Annotated in this window: 27 protein-coding genes; 17 read left to right on the top strand and 10 right to left on the bottom strand. The window is 63.4% G+C overall.

The window, feature by feature from the left end; translation table 11 throughout:
• Positions 1–22 precede the first annotated feature (22 nt).
• A complete protein-coding gene (locus ACGYLC_RS03360; protein WP_394421685.1) occupies positions 23–532 on the bottom strand; it encodes a DUF721 domain-containing protein in 510 nt (169 codons plus the stop codon).
• An 82-nt stretch (positions 533–614) separates the two neighbouring features.
• On the opposite strand from ACGYLC_RS03360, the gene mutY reads away from it, so the two are divergent.
• The 3 genes from mutY (at position 615) to ACGYLC_RS03345 (ending at position 3,388) form a co-directional block, all read left to right on the top strand.
• A complete protein-coding gene (mutY, locus tag ACGYLC_RS03355) occupies positions 615–1,679 on the top strand; it encodes an A/G-specific adenine glycosylase (protein WP_394421683.1) in 1,065 nt (354 codons plus the stop codon).
• Between the two features lie 66 nt (positions 1,680–1,745).
• Positions 1,746–2,894 (top strand): alkane 1-monooxygenase, encoded by a 1,149-nt coding sequence (locus tag ACGYLC_RS03350; RefSeq protein ID WP_394421681.1) that lies wholly within the window; start codon positions 1,746–1,748, stop codon positions 2,892–2,894.
• 68 nt (positions 2,895–2,962) lie between these two features.
• A complete protein-coding gene (locus ACGYLC_RS03345; protein ID WP_394421680.1) occupies positions 2,963–3,388 on the top strand; it encodes a response regulator in 426 nt (141 codons plus the stop codon).
• Positions 3,389–3,502: 114 nt separating this feature from the next.
• On the opposite strand, the gene ACGYLC_RS03340 is transcribed toward ACGYLC_RS03345, so the two are convergent.
• From ACGYLC_RS03340 to ACGYLC_RS03330, 3 genes are all read right to left on the bottom strand, one after another.
• The gene (locus tag ACGYLC_RS03340) at positions 3,503–4,603 is read right to left on the bottom strand and encodes a site-specific DNA-methyltransferase (RefSeq protein WP_394421678.1); all 1,101 of its coding nucleotides are present in this window, start codon (positions 4,601–4,603) and stop codon (positions 3,503–3,505) included.
• Positions 4,604–4,691: 88 nt separating this feature from the next.
• Positions 4,692–5,321: a ribonuclease HII gene (locus ACGYLC_RS03335; protein WP_394398717.1), complete on the bottom strand. Its 630-nt coding sequence runs from the start codon at positions 5,319–5,321 to the stop codon at positions 4,692–4,694.
• A 124-nt stretch (positions 5,322–5,445) separates the two neighbouring features.
• On the bottom strand, positions 5,446–6,027 hold the full coding sequence (locus tag ACGYLC_RS03330) for a hypothetical protein (RefSeq protein WP_394421677.1): 582 nt from the start codon (positions 6,025–6,027) through the stop codon (positions 5,446–5,448).
• 217 nt (positions 6,028–6,244) lie between these two features.
• On the opposite strand from ACGYLC_RS03330, the gene ACGYLC_RS03325 reads away from it, so the two are divergent.
• From ACGYLC_RS03325 to ACGYLC_RS03315, 3 genes are all read left to right on the top strand, one after another.
• Entirely contained in the window at positions 6,245–6,538 is a 294-nt protein-coding gene (locus ACGYLC_RS03325; protein ID WP_394398713.1) for a hypothetical protein, read from the top strand.
• Between the two features lies 1 nt (position 6,539).
• Entirely contained in the window at positions 6,540–7,214 is a 675-nt protein-coding gene (locus ACGYLC_RS03320) for a transcriptional regulator (RefSeq protein WP_394421823.1), read from the top strand.
• A 108-nt stretch (positions 7,215–7,322) separates the two neighbouring features.
• Complete coding sequence (locus ACGYLC_RS03315; RefSeq protein ID WP_067266005.1) at positions 7,323–8,345, top strand: aspartate-semialdehyde dehydrogenase; 1,023 nt, start codon at positions 7,323–7,325, stop codon at positions 8,343–8,345.
• A 72-nt stretch (positions 8,346–8,417) separates the two neighbouring features.
• Here the strand turns inward: ACGYLC_RS03315 and ACGYLC_RS03310 are convergent, their stop codons facing one another.
• Positions 8,418–9,068 (bottom strand): carbonic anhydrase, encoded by a 651-nt coding sequence (locus ACGYLC_RS03310; RefSeq protein ID WP_394398709.1) that lies wholly within the window; start codon positions 9,066–9,068, stop codon positions 8,418–8,420.
• Positions 9,069–9,222: 154 nt separating this feature from the next.
• On the opposite strand from ACGYLC_RS03310, the gene ACGYLC_RS03305 reads away from it, so the two are divergent.
• The 3 genes from ACGYLC_RS03305 to ACGYLC_RS03295 all read left to right on the top strand — a co-directional run bounded on the left by ACGYLC_RS03305 (position 9,223) and on the right by ACGYLC_RS03295 (position 11,825).
• On the top strand, positions 9,223–9,600 hold the full coding sequence (locus ACGYLC_RS03305) for a hypothetical protein (protein WP_394398707.1): 378 nt from the start codon (positions 9,223–9,225) through the stop codon (positions 9,598–9,600).
• Positions 9,601–9,663: 63 nt separating this feature from the next.
• Entirely contained in the window at positions 9,664–11,046 is a 1,383-nt protein-coding gene (locus ACGYLC_RS03300) for a leucyl aminopeptidase family protein (RefSeq protein ID WP_394421674.1), read from the top strand.
• Positions 11,043–11,825 carry a C40 family peptidase gene (locus ACGYLC_RS03295; RefSeq protein WP_394421673.1) on the top strand — a complete coding sequence of 261 codons (783 nt, stop codon included), beginning with the start codon at positions 11,043–11,045 and terminating at the stop codon, positions 11,823–11,825. Before ACGYLC_RS03300 ends, ACGYLC_RS03295 begins: the two co-directional genes overlap by 4 nt.
• Here ACGYLC_RS03295 and ACGYLC_RS03290 read toward each other — a convergent pair.
• On the bottom strand, positions 11,822–12,169 hold the full coding sequence (locus ACGYLC_RS03290; RefSeq protein ID WP_209218493.1) for a DUF2794 domain-containing protein: 348 nt from the start codon (positions 12,167–12,169) through the stop codon (positions 11,822–11,824). The two genes, ACGYLC_RS03295 and ACGYLC_RS03290, sit on opposite strands and share 4 nt — an antisense overlap.
• Positions 12,170–12,299: 130 nt before the next feature.
• Between ACGYLC_RS03290 and paaI the strand changes: the two genes are divergently transcribed.
• Both paaI and paaK read left to right on the top strand, forming a co-directional pair.
• Positions 12,300–12,737 carry a hydroxyphenylacetyl-CoA thioesterase PaaI gene (gene paaI / locus ACGYLC_RS03285; RefSeq protein WP_394398701.1) on the top strand — a complete coding sequence of 146 codons (438 nt, stop codon included), beginning with the start codon at positions 12,300–12,302 and terminating at the stop codon, positions 12,735–12,737.
• Positions 12,737–14,047, top strand: a complete 1,311-nt coding sequence (gene paaK / locus ACGYLC_RS03280) for a phenylacetate--CoA ligase PaaK (protein WP_394398699.1) — start codon at positions 12,737–12,739, stop codon at positions 14,045–14,047. The genes paaI and paaK overlap by 1 nt, the downstream gene beginning before the upstream one ends.
• A 9-nt stretch (positions 14,048–14,056) precedes the next feature.
• Here paaK and ACGYLC_RS03275 read toward each other — a convergent pair whose 3' ends face one another.
• On the bottom strand, positions 14,057–14,521 hold the full coding sequence (locus ACGYLC_RS03275) for an I78 family peptidase inhibitor (protein WP_394421671.1): 465 nt from the start codon (positions 14,519–14,521) through the stop codon (positions 14,057–14,059).
• A gap of 243 nt (positions 14,522–14,764) precedes the next feature.
• On the opposite strand from ACGYLC_RS03275, the gene ACGYLC_RS03270 reads away from it, so the two are divergent.
• From ACGYLC_RS03270 to ACGYLC_RS03250, 5 genes are read left to right on the top strand one after another with little or no spacing between them, the layout of a single operon-like run.
• On the top strand, positions 14,765–15,694 hold the full coding sequence (locus ACGYLC_RS03270) for an AEC family transporter (protein ID WP_394421669.1): 930 nt from the start codon (positions 14,765–14,767) through the stop codon (positions 15,692–15,694).
• 28 nt (positions 15,695–15,722) lie between these two features.
• The gene (gene fghA / locus ACGYLC_RS03265; protein ID WP_394421667.1) at positions 15,723–16,556 is read left to right on the top strand and encodes an S-formylglutathione hydrolase; all 834 of its coding nucleotides are present in this window, start codon (positions 15,723–15,725) and stop codon (positions 16,554–16,556) included.
• A 3-nt stretch (positions 16,557–16,559) separates the two neighbouring features.
• Positions 16,560–17,012 (top strand): YaiI/YqxD family protein, encoded by a 453-nt coding sequence (locus tag ACGYLC_RS03260; protein ID WP_394398692.1) that lies wholly within the window; start codon positions 16,560–16,562, stop codon positions 17,010–17,012.
• A gap of 32 nt (positions 17,013–17,044) precedes the next feature.
• Positions 17,045–17,665 (top strand): HAD family hydrolase, encoded by a 621-nt coding sequence (locus ACGYLC_RS03255; RefSeq protein ID WP_394421666.1) that lies wholly within the window; start codon positions 17,045–17,047, stop codon positions 17,663–17,665.
• Positions 17,662–18,576, top strand: a complete 915-nt coding sequence (locus ACGYLC_RS03250; protein WP_394421665.1) for an ornithine cyclodeaminase family protein — start codon at positions 17,662–17,664, stop codon at positions 18,574–18,576. Before ACGYLC_RS03255 ends, ACGYLC_RS03250 begins: the two co-directional genes overlap by 4 nt.
• On the opposite strand, the gene ACGYLC_RS03245 is transcribed toward ACGYLC_RS03250, so the two are convergent.
• Entirely contained in the window at positions 18,573–19,814 is a 1,242-nt protein-coding gene (locus ACGYLC_RS03245; protein WP_394421663.1) for an MFS transporter, read from the bottom strand. The two genes, ACGYLC_RS03250 and ACGYLC_RS03245, sit on opposite strands and share 4 nt — an antisense overlap.
• Positions 19,815–19,937: 123 nt before the next feature.
• Here ACGYLC_RS03245 and ACGYLC_RS03240 point away from each other — a divergent pair, with 123 nt between their 5' ends.
• The gene (locus ACGYLC_RS03240) at positions 19,938–20,369 is read left to right on the top strand and encodes an Lrp/AsnC family transcriptional regulator (protein ID WP_067262523.1); all 432 of its coding nucleotides are present in this window, start codon (positions 19,938–19,940) and stop codon (positions 20,367–20,369) included.
• Position 20,370: 1 nt separating this feature from the next.
• On the opposite strand, the gene ACGYLC_RS03235 is transcribed toward ACGYLC_RS03240, so the two are convergent.
• Entirely contained in the window at positions 20,371–21,324 is a 954-nt protein-coding gene (locus ACGYLC_RS03235; RefSeq protein ID WP_394421662.1) for an OmpA family protein, read from the bottom strand.
• On the bottom strand, positions 21,321–21,890 hold the full coding sequence (locus tag ACGYLC_RS03230) for a peroxidase-related enzyme (protein ID WP_394398682.1): 570 nt from the start codon (positions 21,888–21,890) through the stop codon (positions 21,321–21,323). The genes ACGYLC_RS03235 and ACGYLC_RS03230 overlap by 4 nt, the downstream gene beginning before the upstream one ends.
• Positions 21,891–21,898: the final 8 nt, after the last annotated feature.

Here is a 21,898-nt window from a genome sequence, read left to right as displayed (position 1 = left end):
CGTTTGACCAGCTATCAGATCGTCAGCTTTGGTTCTTGTTCAATATGTTCTCGCCCAGACGTGCAAGGGCCTCGCGCAGCCCCGCATCGGCCACCGGCTTGGTGGCTTCGGCTGCTTTTTGTTGCAACGCGGGGTTGGGACGAGGCTTCTCGCCCTTGGGTTTGTGATCGAAGGCCACGCGGCCCTCGGCAAATCCGGTCGCCGCCGTTTGGGTGATCCGCACCCGCGCGATGGCGTTGTAGCCGTAGACCGCGTTGACCCGCGCACGCAGTTGCTCTTTCTGCATTTCCAGCATGGGCGCATTGGCCCCGGTGGTCAGCAGGGTCAGGGTGGCACCGATGCCTTCCTTGCGGCCATAGCTGACCTCGACAGGGCGCGAGATGGCGGCGGTCGCCTCGCCCGCGATCTCGGCCCAATGGGTCAGCAGGCGCGATTGCGCAAAGCCGCGCGTCTCGCTCGCCTTGCGGATCTGTTGCGAGAGCAGGCTGTTGGTGCGTTTGAACCCTTTTGTAGTCGTACGACGTGGCGGCATGGCTTTGTTTCCCGAATGTACTGACATACATAACCATTTGCCCCAGCGTCACCAGCCCCTGCCCCGTCGAAAGGCCTAAACATTGCGTGAGAAAACCCGCGTCAGCGAGCTGCCGCCGATCCTGCTAGAGTGGTACGACACCCACGCCCGCGCCCTGCCATGGCGGGTGCCACCGCAGGAGCGGATCGCCGGGGTCATGCCCGACCCCTACCGCATCTGGCTGAGCGAGGTCATGTTGCAGCAGACCACCGTGGCCACGGTAAAGGATTACTTCGCACGGTTCACCGCCCGCTGGCCGGATGTCGCCGCCCTCGCCGCCGCCGAGGATGCCGAAGTGATGGCCGAATGGGCCGGGCTTGGCTACTACGCGCGCGCCCGCAACCTGCTGAAATGTGCCCGCGTGGTGGTGGACGAGCATGGCGGCAATTTCCCCGCGGACCACGACGCGCTGCTGAAACTGCCGGGGATCGGGCCTTATACGGCGGCGGCGATCGCCTCCATCGCCTTCGATCTGCCCCATGCGGTGCTCGACGGCAATGTGGAGCGGGTGATGGCGCGGGTCTATGACATCCACACGCCTCTGCCCGCCGCCAAGCCCGCGTTGATGGCCCGCGCCGCCGCCCTGACCCCGGCGGCCCGGCCCGGCGACTATGCCCAAGCGGTGATGGATCTGGGCGCCACGATCTGCACCCCGAAATCCCCCGCCTGCGGCATCTGCCCTTGGCGCGATCCCTGCGCCGCGCGGGCGGAAGGCACGGCGGCGCTCTTGCCCAAGAAGACGCCGAAGAAGCCGAAACCCATCCGGCACGGCACGGTCTATCTGGCAGAGCGTGAGGATGGCGCGTGGCTGCTGGAGACGCGGCCCGAGAAGGGGCTGCTCGGCGGCATGCTCGGCTGGCCCGGCTCCGACTGGGTCGATACATCCGAGCCGCGCCCCGAAGGCACGCCGCCCATGGCCGCCGATTGGCGCGCCCTGCCGGGTGAGGTGCGCCACACCTTCACCCATTTCCATCTGATGTTGACGGTGCAGCACGCGCGGGTCGGCCATGACAGCCACCCCGAAAGCGGTGAATTCATCGGCCAGAACCAGTTCCGCCCCAGCGATCTGCCCACCGTGATGCGCAAAGCCTTCGACCTCGCGCGATAGCGCCGCGTCAGGCTTTGAGCCTCGGGCAAACTGCGGTATATCTGGCGCGCAACTATGAGGTGCCCTATGGCCAACCGCATCATCGCCGCCCAAGACCTCGCCCGTCTGTCGCGCGCCCTGCCTTTCTGGATGTCCCTGCTGCTGATCCCGCTTGCGTGGTTCTGTGCGGCGCAGGGCGGCTGGTCCATCGCGCTGCTGCCGCTGGTGACATGGTATCTGTTTTCGATGCTCGACGCGGTGTTGGGGCTGAACCTCGACAACGCCGATCTGGAGGCGACGGAGGGTGATCTTTATTGGTACCGCCTCGTCACCCTGCTCTGGCCCCCCCTGCAATGCCTGACCGTCTTTGGCCTGATCTATTACGCCACCCGCGCCGGGCATCTTGGCACGGCGGAGCGGATCTTTCTGTTCTTCGGCGTGGGCGTTATCACCGGCACCATCGGGATCAACTACAGCCATGAGCTAATGCACCAACGCAACAAGACCGAGCGGCGGTTGGCGGATATCCTGCTGGCCATGGTGCTTTATTCGCATTTCCGGTCAGAGCATCTGCTGGTGCATCATCGCCATGTCGGCACCCCGCGCGATACGGTGACAGCGCGCTACAACGAAGGGTTTCATCGCTTCTACCCCCGCGTGCTGCGCGAGTCGCTGACCTCGGCCTTCCAAGCTGAGAAGAACATGCTGGCCCGCAAGAGACTGCCTTGGACCGATCCGGGAAATCCCTTTTTCAAATACTGGGCACTGCAAGCGGCCTTTCTGCTGCTGGCGCTGATCTTGGGCGGTTGGAGCGGGCTGGGCCTGTTCCTTGTCCAAGCCGGTGTGGCGATCTGGCAATTGGAACTGGTCAATTACATCGAACACTACGGGCTGACACGCAAACATCTGGGCGGCGGGAAATACGAACATGTCCAGCCGCGCCATTCGTGGAACGCGGCGCATAAGGCCAGCAACTGGATGCTGATCAACCTGCAACGCCATTCCGATCACCACTACAAACCCGACCGGCGTTTCCCGGTCTTGCAGACCTATGGCACGGGCGATGCGCCGCAGCTTCCCTATGGCTATCCGGTGATGACCATGGCCGCTATGGTGCCGCCACTGTGGCGGCGCGTCATGAACCCACGGGTGCGGAAATGGCGCGAGATGTATTACCCCGAGATCACCGATTGGAAAGCCTACAACAAGGCCAGCAATCCCCTGCCCCGGCTCTGAACACGGCAACGCAAAGTTAAACTTTGCTTGGCAGAAAAGCTGCGACTGTTACCTGTGGAGTGGTATTGATGCAGCACCAAGACGCGCCCGCGCGGGCGGCCTATGATGGCACCTGTCTGATCGTCGAAGACAGTGAGTTTGACCGAGAGAGGCTGCGCCGCGTTCTGGCCCGCGCCTATGGCGGGATGCAGGTTGAATTTGCCCCCAGCATCGAAGCCGCACGCCGCGCGCTCAGCGCCGGGGACAAGGCGTTGATCCTGCTCGACAACAACCTGCCCGATGGGCTGGGCGCAAATTTCGCGTTGGAACTGGCCTGCGACGACCGCCATGCGCAAACGCCGGTGATTATGGTCAGCGATTGGCCCTCCCCCGGCATGTGGGAAAAAGCCGCCTCTGCCGGGGTGCTCTATGTGGTGAATAAATGCGATTTCGATACCCGCTACATTGACGCCGTACTGCGAGAGTTTCAGGCCCGCAAACGGTGGGTGAATTAAGCCGGTCCAACAAAAAAACCCCGCCATCGGGCGGGGTCAAGGTAGGCACCCGTGCGCATGCCCCTCACGCAGAGGGGCCACGGGTGCCGGCGGTGTTCGATTGTCCGGGGTGGATCAGTTCGCCATCTCGGCTCTGATCTGCTGACGCAGAATGTCGATGGGGACATTCTTGCCGTCTTTCTTGTAGCACCAATAGGTCCAGCCGTTGCAGCTGGGGGCTTTCTCATAGGCCGCGCCCACCTGATGGATCGACCCTTTGACATCGCTGCCGATCAGGGTGCCATCGGCACGGACCTTGGCCTTGTGGCGGCCATTCATGGAATAGAGGTTCTCGCCCGGGCGCAGCATGCCGCGCTCGACCAACTGGCCGAAGGGCACGCGCGGCTCGGCGCGTTTGGAGGTGGTGGTTTGCAGCGCTTCGTTGTCGAACTTGCGCACCATCGAGATCCGCTTTTCGGCCACCTTGCGATAGGCTTCCTCACGTTCGATGCCGATGAAATCGCGGCCCAGCATCTTGGCCACGGCGCCGGTGGTGCCGGTGCCGAAGAACGGGTCGAGGATCACGTCGCCGGGGTTGGACGAGCCGACGAGGATACGGTGCAGCAGGCTTTCGGGTTTTTGCGTCGGATGCGCTTTCTCGCCCGCCTCATCCTTCAGACGCTCATGGCCGGTGCAGATCGGCAGCACCCAGTCGCTGCGCATCTGGATGCCTTCGTTCAGCGCCTTCAGCGCTTCATAGTTGAAGGTGTATTTGCTGTTCTCGCTCTTCCCGGCCCAGATCATCGTCTCATGGGCATTGGTAAAGCGCTTGCCACGGAAGTTCGGCATCGGGTTCGACTTGCGCCAGACCACATCGTTGAGAATCCAAAAGCCCTGATCCTGAAGCGCGGCACCGACGCGGAAGATGTTGTGATAGCTGCCGATCACCCAGATCGCGCCATCGGGTTTCAGCAGCCGCCGCGCGGCTTTGAGCCATGCGCGGGTAAATTCGTCATAGGCTTTGAAGCTGGCGAATTGGTCCCATTCGTCATCAACTGCATCGACCTTGGAGTTGTCGGGGCGATGCAAATCACCTCGCAACTGCAAGTTGTAGGGCGGATCCGCGAAGATCAGATCCACCGATTCTGCTGGGAGGGCGTTCATTGCGTCAATGCAATCGCCCGCAACAATAGTGTTCAAGGGAAGCGCCGCGGCGCCCTTTGTCATCGTTTTCATATCTCTGCCTCATTACCCGGCGCTTAAGCGCTCATTGGTTGTGGATAAAATGAGCCATCAGAGAATCGTGGTCAATTTCTTTTTTGAATCAATCGGTTAACAAATTGGCTTGATACAAGATATTGTGTACCGGTTTGAACAAACGTCTATGGTGTGGGGTCACACCAAGATCCTGCAGGGCGGCGATGTGGCTTTTCGAGCCATAGCCCATATTGGTTTCCCAACCGTAACCCGGATGCTGTTGCGCCAAATCCACCATGAGGTTATCGCGCACGGTTTTCGCAACGATAGAAGCCGCCGAGATTGACAGGCAGCGCGCATCCCCCTTCACCACAGGTTGCGCGGGCAGCGCCAGATCGCGCGGAAGCATATTGCCGTCGATCAGCGCATAGTCCGCCTTGCAGGCCAAACCGGCCAAGGCACGGGTCATGGCCAGATGGCTGGCACGCAAGATGTTGTGTTCCTCGATCTCTTCGACCGTGGCATGGGCCACGCAGACCACGGCGACTGACATGATCTCTTCATAAAGCCTTTCACGGGCGCGGGCGGTCAGTTTCTTGGAATCGTTCAGCCCCTCGGGGATCTGCCCTTCGGCAAAGACCACGGCGGCGGCGGTGACCGGCCCGGCCAGTGGGCCACGGCCCACTTCGTCCACCCCGGCGATGGTGCGAAAGCCGCGGGCAGCCGCCCCGCGTTCGAGTTCATAGTCAGGTATCATGGGGCCGGTGAAACCGCATGCGCCCCAAAGGTGCAACAAAAAAGAGAAAGGGGAGGCGCCCGAACACCCCCCCTTTCAAAACCCGAGCGACAGGGACGTGCCGCTCGGTCAAGGCACGCCGGGTTTACCGACGCGCCAAGCTGTAACCCGAGTCGCGCAGACAGCGGGCGTCATAGCCGTAGCGCGCGCCCTCAGCGGTACTGACGCGTTTGGCGCAGTAGAGGGGCAGGCGATCGGCATAGGAGTAATTCTTCTCAAGGCAGGGCTCGCCAAACATCATGACCTTGCCCTCATCGCCCTCATAGCTGCGGAAGCACTGCTGCGGCAGCAGCTTGCGGTCCACGCGCTCAGGCAGCGGGCGCACTTCGCGCTCAGGATAAGTGGCACGGTCGCGCTCAGGGTAGGTCCGGGCGCTGCGGCGCGGCTCGGGGCGCGGATCGACATAGGGGCGCGGATGGGGCCGCTTTGAAACCGCGGGATAATAGCGTGGTGCCTCATAGACCGGCGCGGCACGGCGACGGGTCACGGTCTCGCGCTCTTTGCGCTCTTTGTTGTTGTCGTAGATCATCTTGCCCACGATCGCGACACCCGCAATCGCGGCGAGCGTGCGCAGCACTTCCTTTTCATCGGCAGCGGCAGGGCGGGCGCCAAAAGCAGTTATGGCAACCGACAGGGCGGCGATGGTAGCAATGAACTTGCGGTACATGGGTCTGGTCCCTTCTCGTTATCGGCGCGTTTCGCTGCGCCCTTGATCCTCTGCGGCCATAACTCGGGGGCCGCGTATCGGTTCGTGTGTCTGTTGGTGCCACCAAATTGGGATGAGCACCAAAGACAGGCAATAACAGGGGGGCGTTATCCAATAACAAGGCGCTTAAATCGCCTTGGTTATTGAATATCAGCGGGCGAAAGCGCATTAAAAACATATGAAAAATCCATGTCTCTCCGTGCTGACCGCGCTGGCGGTCATTCTGGCCCTGCCCGCCGCGGCAACGGCCGGATGCTTTGCCGATTACAAGGCCAAGCAAGACAATCCGCTGCGCCTTCACTATGGGGTGGCGCAGATCTCCGGGGCCTGTGAGCCAGCCTCCGCCGAAACCGAACTCACGCCGCGTCTTGCAGCGGAGGGCTGGACATTGTTGAATGTGCTGTCTGTTTTCGGTGACGAAGGCTTGGATCAAAGGAAAGACAGTGCAGGAACATTCTACCTCCGCTTCTGACATGCGCAGATTTGGCGGGCGTTTCGTGATCGGCGGCATCGCCGCCGTGGTCGCCGTACTTTTGGTAGGGGCGCTTGTCCTGCTTTGGGCGCTGCCGGATGCGAACGTCTTTAACGCGCGGGTTGAGCGGATCTTTGTCGAAAATGACGATCTGACCACCCAGGCCGAGATCAAGCTGCTGGAAATCCTCGCCCAGTCCGGCACCGCCTTTTCCGAGACCTTGGCCAGCTACCGCATCGTGATCGTGGTGCTTTTGGTCTTCGCCAGCGCCATGCTGGTCGCAGCGATGGTGTTTTTGTTCATGCTCATCGGCTTCAACCGCCGCATGGCGCAGATCGAGCGGACGGGCATTCAGGTCAATTCCCTGCTGATCAGCCGGGAAGAGAATACTGTCTATCTCAACAACCTCGGCTTCAAGCTGACGGCTGCTGCGATGGAGACGATGTCGGTCCTTGCCGAGGCGCGGATGGATGACGACGTGCTCTCGGGTTCCGAGATCGAAGGCATGATCTCGGGCCGCAGCCCTGCCGACTGTGATGAGGCCGCGGGTGCCACGCGGATCAAACGCCTGCGCGATACGCTTGGCAACCAACTGGTGTCGGAACTGCTGGTCAAGAACATTGCCCGGCGCGGCTATATGCTGGCGATCAACAAGGACGTGATCAAGGTTCTCTGACCCCAGCAAGGCACCGCCTTGCCCTGCCCTCACGCGGCTGGCCCTAGCCAATGCCCCGCAGGCACGTTAAATGGCGTCAAACTAAATTGGACAGACTGGAGTAATCAAATGGGTTATCGCGTCGCCGTCGTCGGTGCCACAGGCAATGTGGGCCGTGAAATGTTGAACATCCTTGCGGAGCGTCAGTTCCCCGTGGACGAGATTGTGGCCCTTGCCAGCCGCCGTTCGCTCGGGACCGAGATCACCTTCGGGGACAAGACCCTCAAGACCAAAGACCTCGACACTTTCGATTTCACCGGCTGGGACATGGCGCTTTTCGCCGTGGGCTCTGAAGCGACCAAGAAATACGCGCCCGCCGCGGCCAAAGCGGGCTGCGTGGTGATCGATAACTCGTCGCTCTACCGCTACGACAACGAAGTCCCGCTGATCGTGCCGGAGGTGAACCCCGAAGACGTGCACGGCTATTCCAAGAAGAACATCATCGCCAACCCCAACTGCTCCACCGCGCAGATGGTCGTGGCGCTGAAGCCGCTGCATGACCGCGCCAAGATCAAGCGCGTCGTGGTCAGCACCTACCAGTCGGTTTCCGGCTCGGGCAAAGAGGCGATCGACGAACTTTGGGACCAGACCAAATCGGTCTACAACCCGACCGACAATTACGAGGCCAAGGTCTACCCCAAGCAGATCGCCTTCAACGTGATTCCGCATATCGACGTCTTCCTCGAAGACGGTTCGACCAAGGAAGAATGGAAGATGGTCGCCGAGACCAAGAAGATCGTCGATCCGTCGATCAAGGTCACCGCGACCTGCGTGCGCGTGCCGGTTTTCGTGGGCCATGCGGAATCGATCAACATCGAATTCGAAGACCACCTTGATGAGGCCGAAGCCCGCGACATCCTGCGCGAAGCGCCCGGCATCATGGTGATCGACAAGCGCGAAGACGGCGGCTACGTCACGCCCGTCGAATGCGTCGGCGATTTCGCCACCTTCATCAGCCGCATCCGTCAGGACAGCACCATCGACAACGGCATCAACCTGTGGTGCGTCAGCGACAACCTGCGCAAGGGTGCCGCCCTGAACGCCGTGCAGATCGCCGAACTGCTGGGCCGCGAAGTGCTGAAAAAGGGCTGAGGTTCAGCCTTAGCATAGAAATAGGAAAGGGGGCCAATCGGCCCCCTTTTTCGTTCTACGGCTTATCGACGGTCAGACCGGCTCGAACGCGCGCAACTCGGGCAAGTAATGCTCCAACCCGCCCTCGCCGATGTCGGTCCACAGACCGTGCAAGGACAACTCGTCCTTCTCGACCGCCTCTTTCAGCCATGGGAAGGTCATCAGGTTTTCCAGCGAGGTGACAACGGCGAGCTTCTCGAGCTGACGCTCCTGCTCGCGCTTGTCCTTGATGCTGGACACGGAATCGAAGGTCGGGCGCAGGATGTCCATCCAGCGGCCCACGAAACTGTCTTTCTTCTCAAGTTCCGGCGCCTCGCCCCGGCACATGGCGGCACAGCCCGCCACACCGCCGCAGCTGGAATGGCCCAGCACGATCACATGCGCGACCTTCAGCGCCGTCACCGCATATTCGATCGCCGCCGAGGTGCCGTGCTGGTTGCCGTCGGGCTGGTAGGGCGGCACGAGGTTGGCGATGTTGCGGTGAATAAAGAACTCGCCCTGATCGGCCCCGAAGATCGAGGTCACATGCACCCGGCTGTCGCAGCAGGAAATCACCATGGCGCGCGGATGCTGTCCTTCGGAAGCAAGGCGGCGATACCACGACTGGTTTTCGGCATAGCCGGTCGCCTTCCACCCCTGATAGCGTTGCAACAGATACGACGGCAGAGCCTTGGCCTTGTCCATGTGTAAACGTCCCCTAATGCGTGATGCGGTTTTAGCGCAGATAGCGCAAATGCCATACGAATTCGAGAGAAAAGGCACAATCATCGCAACCCTTTGCACACCTTCATGCGCCATGTTGCCCCAAGGCCGTGGGGGCGATCGAAGGATGACAGGAATGCAACTTATGCAAATTCGCCCGACCGAACAGGTCTGCGTCGATCAAGAGCGGCTGGAGCTGCTCTATACACAACTGGGTGAGGTGGGGGCCGAAGATGTCCTGTGCCGCGCGATGGAGGAATTGGCCCTGCGCCTGTCCCATTGCAAAAGGTTACATGAGGGCCAAGACCGCGCCGGGCTGCGCAAAAGCGTGCACCGTCTGATCGCCATCGCCGATCAAATCGGCATGGCGCTCGTCGCCCGGGTGGCGGCGGATGTGGTGGTCTGTATCGACGCCGGGGATGACATCGCCACGGCGGCCACGCTGTCGCGCCTGATCCGCAGCGGCGAACGGTCCTTGACCGCGATATGGGACTTGCCCGAGATCACGATCTGATCGCTTGCGGGTGGCGATGGAAAAGGTAGGCTGCGCGCAAATCCAGATTTGCAAAGGTTTGTCATGTCCGCCGAATTCGCCGCCCCCTCCGCCAATGCCCTGCCGCTTCATGTCTTGAGCGAGGCCGCGCTTGAAGGCTGGCTTGTCGATCAGCCCGGCGCGGTGCAGGCATGGGTGAGGGCCAGCGGCTTTGCCGGCGGCCTTGGGCAAGCGCTTGTGGTGCCGGGGGCCAAGGGCGTGCCGGTGATGGCACTCGCGGGCTACGGGTCCGAAGCCGCCCGCCGCCGGGGCCGCTTCCACCTCGCCGCCGCTGCGGCCAAGCTCCCTGCCGGGGACTACCGGATCGCAAGCGGCCTGCCCGACGATCAGGCGGCGACAGAAGCGATCGGCTGGCTGCTGGCGGGCTACCGTTTCGACCGCTACCGCGACCAGACCCCGATGACCGCCCGTCTCGTCGCGCCCGAGGGGGTCGACGCCAATCAGATCACCGCACTGGCCACGGGCGAGATGCTGACCCGCGACCTGATCAACACCCCCGCCTCCGACATGGGGCCGCCCGACCTCGAAGCCGCCGCGCGCAAATTGGCCGAGCAACATGGCGCGAAGATCGAGGTGACCACCGGCGATGCGCTGCTGGAAAACAACCTGCCGATGATCCACACCGTGGGCCGCGCCGCCGACCGCGCGCCGCGCCTGATCGACATGGCATGGGGCGAGGCGGGGCCAAAGCTGACGCTGGTGGGCAAGGGCGTCTGTTTCGACACCGGCGGGCTGAACCTGAAGCCCGGCGCGTCGATGGCGCTGATGAAAAAGGACATGGGCGGGGCCGCCGCCGTGCTGGGGCTGGCGCATATGATCATGGCCACCGGCATGAAGGTGCAGCTGCGCGTGCTGATCCCGGCGGTGGAGAATTCCGTCTCTGGTAATGCCTTCCGGCCCGGTGACATCCTGACTTCGCGCAAGGGGCTGACGGTTGAAATCAACAACACCGATGCCGAAGGGCGTTTGGTGCTGGCCGATGCGCTGGCGCTGGCGGATGAGGACAAACCCGATCAAATCATCTCGATGGCCACGCTGACCGGGGCCGCGCGGGTGGCCGTGGGGCCGGACCTTGCGCCCTATTACAGTGATGACGCTGCCTTCGTCTCGGCCTTGGAAAGCGCCGCTGCCGGGTCTGCTGATCCGGTCTGGCGGATGCCTTTCCACGACGCCTACGAGGCGCTGATCGAGCCCGGCATCGCCGACCTCGACAACGCGCCCAAGGGCGGCTTTGCCGGGTCGATCACCGCCGCGCTCTTCCTCCGCCGCTTTGTGACCGACAGCAAATACGCGCATTTCGACATCTACGGCTGGCAACCCGCCGACGCCCCCGCCCGCCCGAAAGGCGGCACCGGCCAAGGCACCCGCGCGATCTATGCCGCCCTGCCCGCCTTGCTGAAATCATGAGCGATCCGCGCCTTACCCCGGACCCGGCGCTGGCGACCCAGAACCGCCCCGCGCAGGTGGCGGTGCCGGTGGCCGACCTCTGCCGCCGCCCCGAGGGGCCGCGCGACCGGCAGCTGCTATTTGGCGAGCAGGTGCGCGTGCTGCATGAGGCGTCAAGCTGGGCCTATGTGCAGGCCGAGAAGGATGGCTATTGCGGCCATGTTCTGCAAAGCACCCTTGGCACAGCGCGCAAGGCCACCCATCGCGTTTGCGTGCCTGCCACCCATGCCTATCGCGACGCCGATCTGAAATCGCCGGACCTGCTCAGCCTCAGCTACGGCTCGCCCGTCACGGTTACGGCAGAGACGAAAGGTTTCGCCGAAACCCCGCAGGGGCACATCCCACTGAGCCATCTTGCCCCCCTCGATCGGCGAGAGGCCGACCCCGCGCAGATCGCTGCGCTGTTTCTCGGCACGCCCTATCTCTGGGGCGGAAATAGCCGTTGGGGGATCGATTGTTCGGGCCTCATGCAGGCCGCGCTTCTGGCCTGCGGCATCCCCTGCCCCGGTGACAGCGACCAGCAGGAAAAGACCGTGGGCACCCTCGTCAGCGGCGCCTATCAGCGCAATGATCTGTTGTTCTGGAAAGGCCATGTGGCAATGGTGGTGGATGGCGAGACGATGATCCACGCCAATGCCCACGCTATGGCCGTGAGCTATGAAAACATCGCCGAGGCCGTCGCCCGGATCGAAGCGGGCGGGGACGGCCCGGTGACGACACATCGCCGCCCCGGCCTTTAGTCCACCGCGCGGATCAGCTTGCGCTCCAACACGCGCAGCACGGCCTTCAGGTCATGGCCCCGGCGCAGCACCTGCCCGCCGGTGCCCACCACCGCATACATCCCCTGCCGGTTGCGCAGCTTGGGCCGCTTTTCGATCCGGTAAAGCGGTATCTCAGCCGTGCGGCGAAAGACGGAAAAGACGGCCACGTCCTTGAGGTGCGAAATCCCGTAATCCCGCCACTCCCCCGCGGCGACCATACGCCCGTAGAGCGATAGGATCAGCGACAGTTCGGTGCGGTGGAAAGCGACCTGTTCGGCAGGGCGCTCGAAAGCCGTGATCGGCGATGGGGGCTCTATGCTCATGACTTTACAGTTGACCCTGACGGGGGCCAAATCAAGCCCTGAGATGGCCGAAAGCAGCGCTCAAAATTTCTTGAAAGCGTTACAGAATTGTGCAACCAATCTGAAAAATGAAACACAAAGGCATGATGGTATGACCCCAGACGCCCGCGCCCGCAAATGTGCCGAGGTGATGTTCGCCCGAGATTCCGCCTCGGCCGGATTGGGCATGAGGATCGACGAGGTCACCCCCGGCGGCGCGGTTTTGTCGATGTCGGTGCGCCCGGAGATGCTGAACGGGCATGGGATTTGTCACGGCGGTTTCATCTTCACGCTGGCCGACAGCGCCTTTGCTTTTGCTTGCAACAGCTACAACCAGACCACTGTCGCCCAGCAGAACCAGATCACCTATCTCAGCCCCGGCCAGCCGGAGGAGCGGCTGACCGCCACCGCCCGCGAAGTGTCGCGCAGCGGTCGGTCGGGCATCTATGATGTGACCGTCACGGGCGAGGATGACCGTGTCGTGGCCCTGTTTCGCGGGCTCTCCCGCAGCATCAAGGGCCAGCTATTTACCGAGGAGGAGCCGACCTGATGAAAGACCTGACCCCCGCGAAGGATACGCTCGACCCGATTGAGATCGCCAGCCGGGACGAGATCAGCGCCCTGCAATTGGACCGTTTGAAATGGTCCCTGCGCCATGCCTATGACAACGTGCCCTTCTACAAGCAAAGCTTTGACGATGCGGGCGTCCATCCTGATGATCTGAAACAGCTTTCCGATCTTTCGCGCTTTCCCTTCACGGTAAAGACCGACCTGCGTGACAATTACCCCTTTGGCATGTTCGCCGTGCCGCGCGATCAGGTGGCGCGCATTCACGCGTCCTCCGGCACCACCGGGCAGCCGACCGTGGTGGGCTATACCAAGGACGATCTGGCGAACTGGGGGCACGTCGTCGCCCGCTCCCTGCGCGCGGCGGGGATGCGCCCGGGCGACATGCTGCACAACGCCTATGGCTATGGGCTGTTCACCGGCGGCTTGGGCATCCACCTCGGCGCTGATGCGCTTGGCCTGTCGACCGTGCCGATCTCGGGCGGGATGACCCCGCGCCAAGTGCGCCTGATCGAAGATTTCGCCCCCAAGGGAATAACGGTCACCCCGTCCTACGCGCTGTCGATCTTGGATGAGTTTGCCAAACAGGGCATCGACCCGCGCCAATCCTCGCTCGAAGTTGGTATCTTCGGGGCCGAACCCTGGACCAACGCCATGCGGCAGGAGATCGAGCAGGCTTTCGACATGCATGCGGTCGATATCTACGGCCTCAGCGAAGTCATGGGGCCGGGTGTCTCGATGGAATGCGTAGAGAGCAAGGACGGGCTGCACATCTGGGAAGATCACTTCTACCCCGAGATCATCAACCCCGAGACTGGCGCCCCGGTCGAGGATGGCGAAATGGGGGAGTTGGTCTTCACCTCGCTCACGAAACAAGCCTTCCCGATCATCCGCTACCGCACCCGCGACCTCACCCGCCTCTTGGCAGGCACCGCGCGGTCCATGCGGCGGATGGAGAAGGTGACCGGGCGCAGCGACGACATGATCATCCTGCGCGGCGTCAATGTCTTCCCCACCCAGATCGAAGAGGCGCTGATGGCCACGCCGGGGCTGGCCCCGCATTTCCAGATCGAACTCTCGCGCCCCGACCGGATGGATCAGATGCGCGTGCTGTGCGAATGCGCCGACGCCAGCGTGACCACCGATGCCCGGGCCGCCGCGATCAAAGCGCTCTCGGCACAGATCAAGCAGACCGTCGGCATTTCGGTCACGGTCGAAGTCATGGACGTGGGCGGCGTCGCCCGGTCAGAGGGCAAAGCCGTGCGCATTCTCGACAACCGCCCCAAGGGCTAGGGAACGCCCCTAGCCGCAGGTGACCTTGGCAATTTTGCCTTCCGCGTCCAAGACAATGTTGGTGCGGTCGGGATTGGCGTCCATCGTCACCGGATCACCCTCGGTATAGACGCGCTTGGGCTCGGACACGATGCTCGCCGCCGATTTCGGGCGACCGATCAGCCCCCACCAACTGCCCTCTTTGCAGGTGTTGGTCGGCGGCTCGGCGGCGGCGAGTTCTTCTTGCCCCTCGTTCTCAGAGGGGCTGGAGCTGTTGTTCACCGCATTCACAACCGATTCCGGCAGCGGTTTGGGCTTGGCCGGCGGGCTGCTGCGCGTTTCCGACCGCGCCGGGGCCGATGGCTCGGCTGCGGGGGGTGGTGGTGCGGGCGTGGTCGCCACAGGCGCAGGGGCCGGGATCGGGTTCTGCACCGGCGCTGTCGACACTTCAGCGCATCCGGCCAGCACTAGGGGTGCCAAGAAAACTACTCTCATATTCCAAACCTCGTTCTTCGCGTGGCGTCCATCCCGCAACAGGTAGCATTCTGTACCGCTCCGCCAAGGGCCGGGGGCTTTGCGTTTGCCGGAACCTGCCGATGAGACTCCTTTAACGGCGCGAGCGCAGCGCCGCCGAGGCGGCCGCAACCGCCTAAGCGAACGCGGGGTGCCGATTGGTTCGGCCAAGGCCCACGCCCTTGGCCATTGCACCCCAAGGGCGGGCTGGCTAATGCTTGACCCATGGTCGCGATCTTCCTGAAAACCCTGCCGTTCTTTGCGCTGATCGGCCTTGGCTACTGGGCCGGGCGCACACGGTTTTTCTCTGCTGAAGCGACGGCCTATCTCACCAAATTCGTCTTCTACTTCGCCCTTTCGGCGATGCTGTTCCGCTTTTCCGCCAATCTGTCCTTGGCCGAGGTCTGGGACAGCCGCCTTGTCGCCGCCTACCTCTGGGGGACGGCCTTCGTCTATGCCATCGCCAGCCTCGTGGGCTTTTTGCGCAGGCTCGATGTGGCCACCAACGGGATCGAGGCGCAATGCGCCGTGATCGGCAACACCGGCTTTCTGGGCGTGCCGATGCTGACGCTGCTCTTGGGGCCAGAGGCGATCGGCCCCGTGCTGCTGGCGCTGACCGTCGACATGATCATCTTTTCCAGCCTCATCGTGATCCTGATTACCGGCTCCCGCGAGGGGCAATTGCGGCTGGCGACGCTTAAGATCGTTGGGATCGGCTTGCTGAAAAACCCGATGATCGTCGCCATCACGCTGGGGTTCCTCTGGTCCGGCTTCGGCATCCCGATCCCGGTGCCGTTGAACGAATTTCTGGCCATCCTCGGCGGCGCTGCCACCCCCGGTGCGCTGTTCGCCATCGGCGCTTCGCTGGCTTCAAAATCCGCCGAACGGATCGAGATTGCGGGCTGGCTGACTTTCTGCAAACTGGTGCTGCACCCGCTCTTCGTGGCCTTTGGTGCACTGTTTCTCTTCGGCGTCGACCCATACAAAGCCGGGGTTATCATCGCCACCGCCTCTCTCCCGGTCGCGGGCAATGTCTATATGCTTGCCCAACACTACGGCGTCGCCCCTCAGCGGGTCTCTGCCGCCATTCTCGTTTCAACCACGGTCAGTATCGTGACCGTCAGCCTTGTCGTAGGCTGGGTCTCGGCCCTGTGACACACTCAAGTTCGAAAGGAACGCTGCCATGAAAACCATCTCGGAAAACGCCTGTTTCGGCGGCACGCAGGGGGTCTACTCCCACGCCTCCGACACCTGCGGCTGCGACATGACATTCGGCCTGTTTCTCCCCGCCGAGGCGCAGGACGGCCCCGTTCCAGTGCTGTGGTACCTTTCGGGCCTGACTTGCACCCATGAGAACGCCATGACCAAGGCGGGCGCGCAGGCTTGGGCCGCGGAGCATGGCATCGCGTTGGTCTTCCCCGACACCTCCCCGCGTGGCGAAGCTGTGGCCGATGATGACGCTTACGACCTTGGCAAAGGCGCGGGGTTCTATGTGAACGCGACCCAAGACCCTTGGGCGGCGCACTACCAGATGTGGGATTATCTGGCCGAGGAGCTGCCCGCCCTGCTGGCCGAGAATTTCGCCCTCGATATGGACCGCCAAGGCATCACCGGCCATTCCATGGGCGGGCACGGCGCGCTGACGCTGGCGATGAACCTGTCGGGGCGTTTCCTTTCGGTCTCGGCCTTCGCGCCGATCACCCATCCGACGGCGAGCGATTGGGGCAAAAAGCAACTCGGCGCCTACCTCGGGCCTGACGAGAGCGCATGGGCAAAGCACGACAGCACGCTCTTGATGCGCGAGAAAGGCTTCGACGGGCCGGTGCTGATCGACCAGGGCGGCAGCGACCAGTTCCTCGACCTCCTGATGCCCGAAAAACTGGCCGAGGCCATGGCGGCGAAACGCCAGCAGGGCAGCTTCCGCATGCAGCCGGGCTATGACCACAGCTATTTCTTTGTGGCGAGCTTCATGGAGGACCATGTCGCCTTCCACGCTGATGCGCTCTACGCGGGCTGAGCCGTGACCGCGCTCTACATCGACGCCGACGCCTGCCCCGTGAAGGCCGAGGCCGAGCGGGTGGCGACCCGGCACAGGATCAAAATGTTCCTCGTCTCCAACGGCGGGCTGCGCCTGTCGCAGAACCCGCTGGTCGAGGTCGTGATCGTACCCGACGGGCCGGACGTGGCCGACATGTGGATCGCCGAGCGCTGCGGGCCGGGCGACGTGGTGGTCACCGGGGACATCCCGTTGGCCTCGAAATGCGTCGAGGCGGGGGCGAGGGTACTGAAACACAACGGCGAGGCGCTGACCGCGCGCAACATCGGCAATGTGCTGGCGACCCGCGACCTGATGGCCGACCTGCGCGCCGCCGACCCCTTCCGCCAAGGCGGCGGCAAGGGGTTTACAAAGGCCGACCGCTCCCGTTTCCTCGAAGCATTGGAGCGGGAACTGCGCGCGGCGGCGCGGGGGTAGGCCCGTGTTAAGCAATTGGTAGGGCAAGTGATATGACACCACAGGCGGTCGTTTTCGACATCGGCAACGTATTGATCGAATGGCAACCGGAGCGGTTTTACGACAGCGTCATCGGCCAAGATCGACGCCGCGCCATGTTCGACGCCGTGGACCTGCACGGCATGAACGACCGCGTCGACAGTGGCGAAAACTTCCGCGACACGATCTATGCCATGGCCGAGGCGACACCCGAATGGGGCGATGAAATCCGCCTCTGGCACGATCGCTGGATCGAGATGGCGGCCCCGGTGATCGACCATTCGCTGCGGCTGATGAAGGCGCTTCAGGCGCGCGGCGTGCCGGTCTTCTCGCTCACCAACTTCGGCATCCAGAGCTACGATCTGGCCGCCACGCATTACCCCTTCCTGCGCGAGTTCGACCGCGATTTCATCTCGGGCCACCTCGGGATGATCAAGCCCGCGCCCGCGATCTATGCCGCTGTGGAACAGGGCAGCGGCGTACCGGCAGAGGCGTTGCTCTTCACCGACGACCGCGCCGACAACATCGCCGCCGCCGCTGCGCGCGGCTGGCAGACCCACCATTTCACCGGGCCGCAGGGATGGGCCGACCGTCTGGTCTCTGCCGGCCTGCTGACCCGGGAGGAGGCCGCATGACTAACATTCCCAATATCTCCTTCGACGCGGGCGAGGCGCTCTTGGATTGGATCGCGCTCACCGACGCGCTGGCCGCGGGGCATAACCTCCCGAAGGCCGAGATCGGGGACACTTTCCTCTACCGCGGCAAGGACACGTTGCTGAGCCGGTCGGCATGGATCGACGGGCTGGGCATCGCGGTGAAATCCGCCACGATTTTCCCCGGCAACCCCGACCGCGAAGTGCCGATGGTCAACGGCGGCGTCTCGCTTTTCGATGATGTGACAGGCACGCTCTCCGCCATCGTAGACTTCCACCTCGTCACCAAGTGGAAAACCGCGGGCGACAGCCTCTTGGCCGCGCGCCGCCTCGCCCGTCCGGACAGCAAGAACATCCTGATCGTCGGCGCGGGCACCCAAGGCCGGGCGCTGCACGCCGCCTATTCCGCCGCCTTCCCGCAGGCACGCTTCACGGTTTGGAACCGCACCGCGAAGAACGCCGAGGCGATGGCCGCGGAATGCAAGATCAACGTGGCGACCGATCTGGAGCAGGCGGTGCGCGCCGCCGATATCGTCACCTCCGCCACCATGTCGACCGACCCGCTGATCAAGGGCGATTGGTTGCAACCCGGCCAGCACGTCGATCTCATTGGCGCCTACCGCCCCGACATGCGCGAGGTCGACGACAAGGCGCTCCAGCGTGCCCGCGTTTTCGTCGACAGTTTCGACACCACCGTCGGCCATATCGGCGAGATCAAGTTCCCGCTGGAAAGCGGCGCGATCTCACGCGATCACCTCGTGGCGGATTACTACGACCTCGCCGCCTTCACCCGGCAAAGCGATGACGAAATCACCCTCTTCAAGAACGGCGGCGGCGCGCATCTGGACCTGATGACCGCCAACCACATCCTCGAACGCTGGCGCGCGCGTTAAGCGGTCACCAGCCCCTCGAGCCGTTTCTCGCGGATCGGCAGGTGTACCACAGCGCTGAACGCCCCCACGGCCACGCCGACCCACCAGACCCCGGTGTAGCTGCCGTAGATGTCATACATCCGCCCGCCCAGCCAAACGCCGAGGAAACTGCCCAACTGGTGGCTGAAGAACACGATGCCGTAGAGCGTGCCCATGTAGCGCAGCCCGTAGATATGCGCGACGAGGCCGGAGGTCAGTGGCACGGTGGCCAGCCAGAGCGCACCCATCCCCACTGAGAACAGGATCACCGTCATCGGCGTGATCGGGAACATGATGAAGGCGGCGGCGATCACCGTGCGCCCGACATAGATCCCCGCCAGCAGGTATTTCTTGGAATAGCGCTTGCCCGCCCAGCCCGCGAGCAACGTGCCCGCGATATTGGCCAGACCAATGAGCGAGATCGCCACCGCACCGAGCGCCGAGGTGGTGGTGATGCCGATGTTGTGCAGCACGCCGCCCGCGAGTATCGGGCCGCACATCTCGGTCACGAAGGCGGGGAAATGCGCGGTGATGAAGGCCAACTGGTAGCCGCATGAGAAGAACCCGAGGAAGATCAGCGTATAGGAGGGGTCGCGGAAGGCTTTGCCGAGGATCTGGCCCATCGACTCCTCAAGCTCAGCCCGGCTCGCCATCGCCGGCGCGCGCATCATCGGCAGAGTGAGCAGCATCAGCAGGATCGCCCCCGCGAAACTCACGAAGGTCATTTGCCATGACATGAACCCCAGCATCCATTCCGCCACCGGCGCGCCGAAGACTTGGCCCGCACTGCCCGCCGCCGTGGCAATCGCCAGCGCCATGGAGCGGTTCTCGTCCGAGGCCGCGCGCCCGACCACGGCAAGGATCACGCCGAAACCTGTCCCCGCGATGCCGAAGCCCACGAGCCAAGCGTAGGTCTGGTGTTCGATCGGCGTCGCGGAATTGGCCGATAAGAGCAGCCCGACCGCATAGACCACCGCCCCGATGATAATCGCCTTGCGGTCGCCAATCTTCTCGGCCAGCGCGCCAAAAATCGGCTGCCCAATGCCCCAAGCGAGGTTCTGGATCGCGATGGCGAGGGAGAACTCGCTGCGCGCCCATGCGAATTCCTCGGCAATGGGAATCTGGAACACGCCGAAGGAGGCGCGCACGGCGAAGCTGACCATGATGATGATACATCCGACCATCAGGACCGGGGTGAACAGGGGCGCGCGGCTTTGCATGGAAGTGTTCCTTTCCGCGGCAGATTATGGGTTTCCCCGGCGTCGTCAATCGCACATCTCCAAAGACTGGCCAGCCCGCCCGCGCTACCGTAAACATGGCCCCATGCAAAAGACGGGAAGCTGATGGACGAGATCGACAATAAGATCATCGCGGAACTGCGCCGCGACGCGCGGATGTCCTATTCCGCGCTGGCCGCCACCACCGGCCTGTCGCGGGTCACGGTGCGGGCGCGGGTGGAACGTCTGGTCAGCTCGGGCGCGATTTTGGGCTTTACGCTGATCCTGAAAGAAGACATGCGTCACAGCCCGATCCGGGGCCATACGCTTTTGGCCATCGAAGGGGCGGGCACCGACCGGATCAAACGCATCCTTGCGGGCATGCCCGCGGTGCAGGCGATCCATGCGACCAATGGCAAATGGGATTTGATCGTCGAGACGGGGACAGAGACCGTCGAAGAACTCGACAGTGTGTTGGGCCAAATCCGCCGCATTCAGGGGGTGAGTTCAAGCGAGACGAACCTGCTGCTGGCCACTCAGATGACAGTCACCACCTAGGCTATTGCACCGAGAGGACGACCACCTCGACCCGCCGGTTCTGCTCGCGCCCCGCTTCGGTCAGGTTGCTGTCACGCGGCGCGAGATAGCCCGCGCCCTGCGCCTCCAGCCGGTTGGGGGCCACGTCATAGCGCTCAACCAGCCGATCCCGCACCGCCTCTGCCCGCCTGCGCGACAGGGCGGTATTGGCCTCCAAACTGCCCACCGCATCGGTATGACCGACCAGCGCCACGCGCAGGCCCGGCTCGGCCTTGAGCAATTCGGCCAGCCGCGCGAGGGTCGCAAAGGGGCCGGGGCCAAGCGCGGAGGTGCCGGTCTCGAACTCCAACCGGTTGAGCACCAGATGCCCCTCGGCCTTAAGCACCGCTGCGAAATCCTCCATGGCGGTGGCAAGGGGCACCGCGCCGGTCGGGGCGGGCGTGACGGGGGGGCTGTCGCCCTCCGGCGCATCGCCGCTGCGGGCTTGGATGATCTGCACATAGGCCGAGGTCGCCGCCGTGCTGGCAAGGATGCTGATTGCCTCGGTCGGTGTGCCATCCTCATCTCGCCGCAGGGCGGTGATGAAGTGGAAGGCGCGCAGGTTCACATACATGTTCGGCCCCGGCAGCACCTCTATCGCAAAGCGGAAATCGAACCCGCCGCAGTCCCGCGCGGCGCAGTCGAGCACGATGTCAAAGCCCGCCTCTTCAAGTTGCCGCCGCAGCGGGCGCATCACCTGCAAGGCGGTCAGCCCCGGCGTGTCCATCCGCCAAGCGGCGCGGCGCACGTCGCCATCGACATGGACCCGCGCCACCTGCCCCTCGGCATAAACGCCCACGGGCGCGGCGTAGCGGTCCGGCGCGGTGTTGCGTTCCGCCGTCAGACGCGCGGTGCTGGGCAGCGCCAGTTCAAGCGCCGCCGCCGGGGCCGCCAGCAGCACCCCGACCAGAGCCGCCGCGACGCGCGCCCAGATCATCGCGCCTGCGCGTGGTAATCGTCGTTGGGGCGCATGTCGGTGGCGCTGGCCACCCGGTTGGTCATGTTAAAGAAACCCGCCACGCTGGCGATGTCGAAAATGTCACGGTCGGTGAAGCCTGCATCGCGCAGCGCCTGACGGTCGGCCTCCTCGACCTTTGCGCTGGCCTCTGTCAGTTTCACCGCGAAATCCAGCATGGCGCGTTGTTTGGGGCTGATCTTGGCAACCCGGTAGTTCATCACCAGCGCCTCGCCCAACTGCGGATCGCCCGACAGTTCACGCACCGCCGCGCCATGGGCGACGAGGCAGTAGTAGCATTTGTTGACCGAGGAGACCGCCACGGCGATCATCTCACGCTCAAGCTTGCTGAGCGCGCTGTCGCCCAGCATCAGATCGTTATACATGCCGGTGAAGGCGTTCAGCTTGTCGATGTCAAAGGCATAGGCGCGCAGCACATTGGGCACCATCCCGAGCTTTTCCTGACAGACGTCGAAATACTTCTGCGTCGCCTCGGGCAGCGGATCGACCATCGGCAGATCAAGGGCGGTGGGCATGTCGTTGGCCATGGTCTTAT

Source organism: Sulfitobacter sp. 1A12157, from assembly GCF_043557345.1.
Taxonomy (GTDB): Bacteria; Pseudomonadota; Alphaproteobacteria; order Rhodobacterales; family Rhodobacteraceae; genus Sulfitobacter.
Note: the sequence above shows the minus strand (reverse complement) of the source record. Positions and strands in the feature narration are given on the sequence as shown.

Bases quoted from the DNA above. Each gene is read 5' to 3' on its own strand.
- ACGYLC_RS03360 (WP_394421685.1), bottom strand. From the start codon at position 532: ATGCCGCCACGTCGTACGACTACAAAAGGGTTCAAACGCACCAACAGC.
- ACGYLC_RS03350 (WP_394421681.1), top strand. From the start codon at position 1,746: ATGGCCAACCGCATCATCGCCGCCCAAGACCTCGCCCGTCTGTCGCGC.
- ACGYLC_RS03345 (WP_394421680.1), top strand. From the start codon at position 2,963: ATGCAGCACCAAGACGCGCCCGCGCGGGCGGCCTATGATGGCACCTGT.
- ACGYLC_RS03340 (WP_394421678.1), bottom strand. From the start codon at position 4,603: ATGAAAACGATGACAAAGGGCGCCGCGGCGCTTCCCTTGAACACTATT.
- ACGYLC_RS03335 (WP_394398717.1), bottom strand. From the start codon at position 5,321: ATGATACCTGACTATGAACTCGAACGCGGGGCGGCTGCCCGCGGCTTT.
- ACGYLC_RS03330 (WP_394421677.1), bottom strand. From the start codon at position 6,027: ATGTACCGCAAGTTCATTGCTACCATCGCCGCCCTGTCGGTTGCCATA.
- ACGYLC_RS03325 (WP_394398713.1), top strand. From the start codon at position 6,245: ATGAAAAATCCATGTCTCTCCGTGCTGACCGCGCTGGCGGTCATTCTG.
- ACGYLC_RS03320 (WP_394421823.1), top strand. From the start codon at position 6,540: ATGCGCAGATTTGGCGGGCGTTTCGTGATCGGCGGCATCGCCGCCGTG.
- ACGYLC_RS03315 (WP_067266005.1), top strand. From the start codon at position 7,323: ATGGGTTATCGCGTCGCCGTCGTCGGTGCCACAGGCAATGTGGGCCGT.
- ACGYLC_RS03310 (WP_394398709.1), bottom strand. From the start codon at position 9,068: ATGGACAAGGCCAAGGCTCTGCCGTCGTATCTGTTGCAACGCTATCAG.
- ACGYLC_RS03305 (WP_394398707.1), top strand. From the start codon at position 9,223: ATGCAACTTATGCAAATTCGCCCGACCGAACAGGTCTGCGTCGATCAA.
- ACGYLC_RS03300 (WP_394421674.1), top strand. From the start codon at position 9,664: ATGTCCGCCGAATTCGCCGCCCCCTCCGCCAATGCCCTGCCGCTTCAT.
- ACGYLC_RS03295 (WP_394421673.1), top strand. From the start codon at position 11,043: ATGAGCGATCCGCGCCTTACCCCGGACCCGGCGCTGGCGACCCAGAAC.
- ACGYLC_RS03290 (WP_209218493.1), bottom strand. From the start codon at position 12,169: ATGAGCATAGAGCCCCCATCGCCGATCACGGCTTTCGAGCGCCCTGCC.
- paaI (WP_394398701.1), top strand. From the start codon at position 12,300: ATGACCCCAGACGCCCGCGCCCGCAAATGTGCCGAGGTGATGTTCGCC.
- paaK (WP_394398699.1), top strand. From the start codon at position 12,737: ATGAAAGACCTGACCCCCGCGAAGGATACGCTCGACCCGATTGAGATC.
- ACGYLC_RS03275 (WP_394421671.1), bottom strand. From the start codon at position 14,521: ATGAGAGTAGTTTTCTTGGCACCCCTAGTGCTGGCCGGATGCGCTGAA.
- ACGYLC_RS03270 (WP_394421669.1), top strand. From the start codon at position 14,765: ATGGTCGCGATCTTCCTGAAAACCCTGCCGTTCTTTGCGCTGATCGGC.
- fghA (WP_394421667.1), top strand. From the start codon at position 15,723: ATGAAAACCATCTCGGAAAACGCCTGTTTCGGCGGCACGCAGGGGGTC.
- ACGYLC_RS03255 (WP_394421666.1), top strand. From the start codon at position 17,045: ATGACACCACAGGCGGTCGTTTTCGACATCGGCAACGTATTGATCGAA.
- ACGYLC_RS03250 (WP_394421665.1), top strand. From the start codon at position 17,662: ATGACTAACATTCCCAATATCTCCTTCGACGCGGGCGAGGCGCTCTTG.
- ACGYLC_RS03245 (WP_394421663.1), bottom strand. From the start codon at position 19,814: ATGCAAAGCCGCGCGCCCCTGTTCACCCCGGTCCTGATGGTCGGATGT.
- ACGYLC_RS03240 (WP_067262523.1), top strand. From the start codon at position 19,938: ATGGACGAGATCGACAATAAGATCATCGCGGAACTGCGCCGCGACGCG.
- ACGYLC_RS03235 (WP_394421662.1), bottom strand. From the start codon at position 21,324: ATGATCTGGGCGCGCGTCGCGGCGGCTCTGGTCGGGGTGCTGCTGGCG.
- ACGYLC_RS03230 (WP_394398682.1), bottom strand. From the start codon at position 21,890: ATGGCCAACGACATGCCCACCGCCCTTGATCTGCCGATGGTCGATCCG.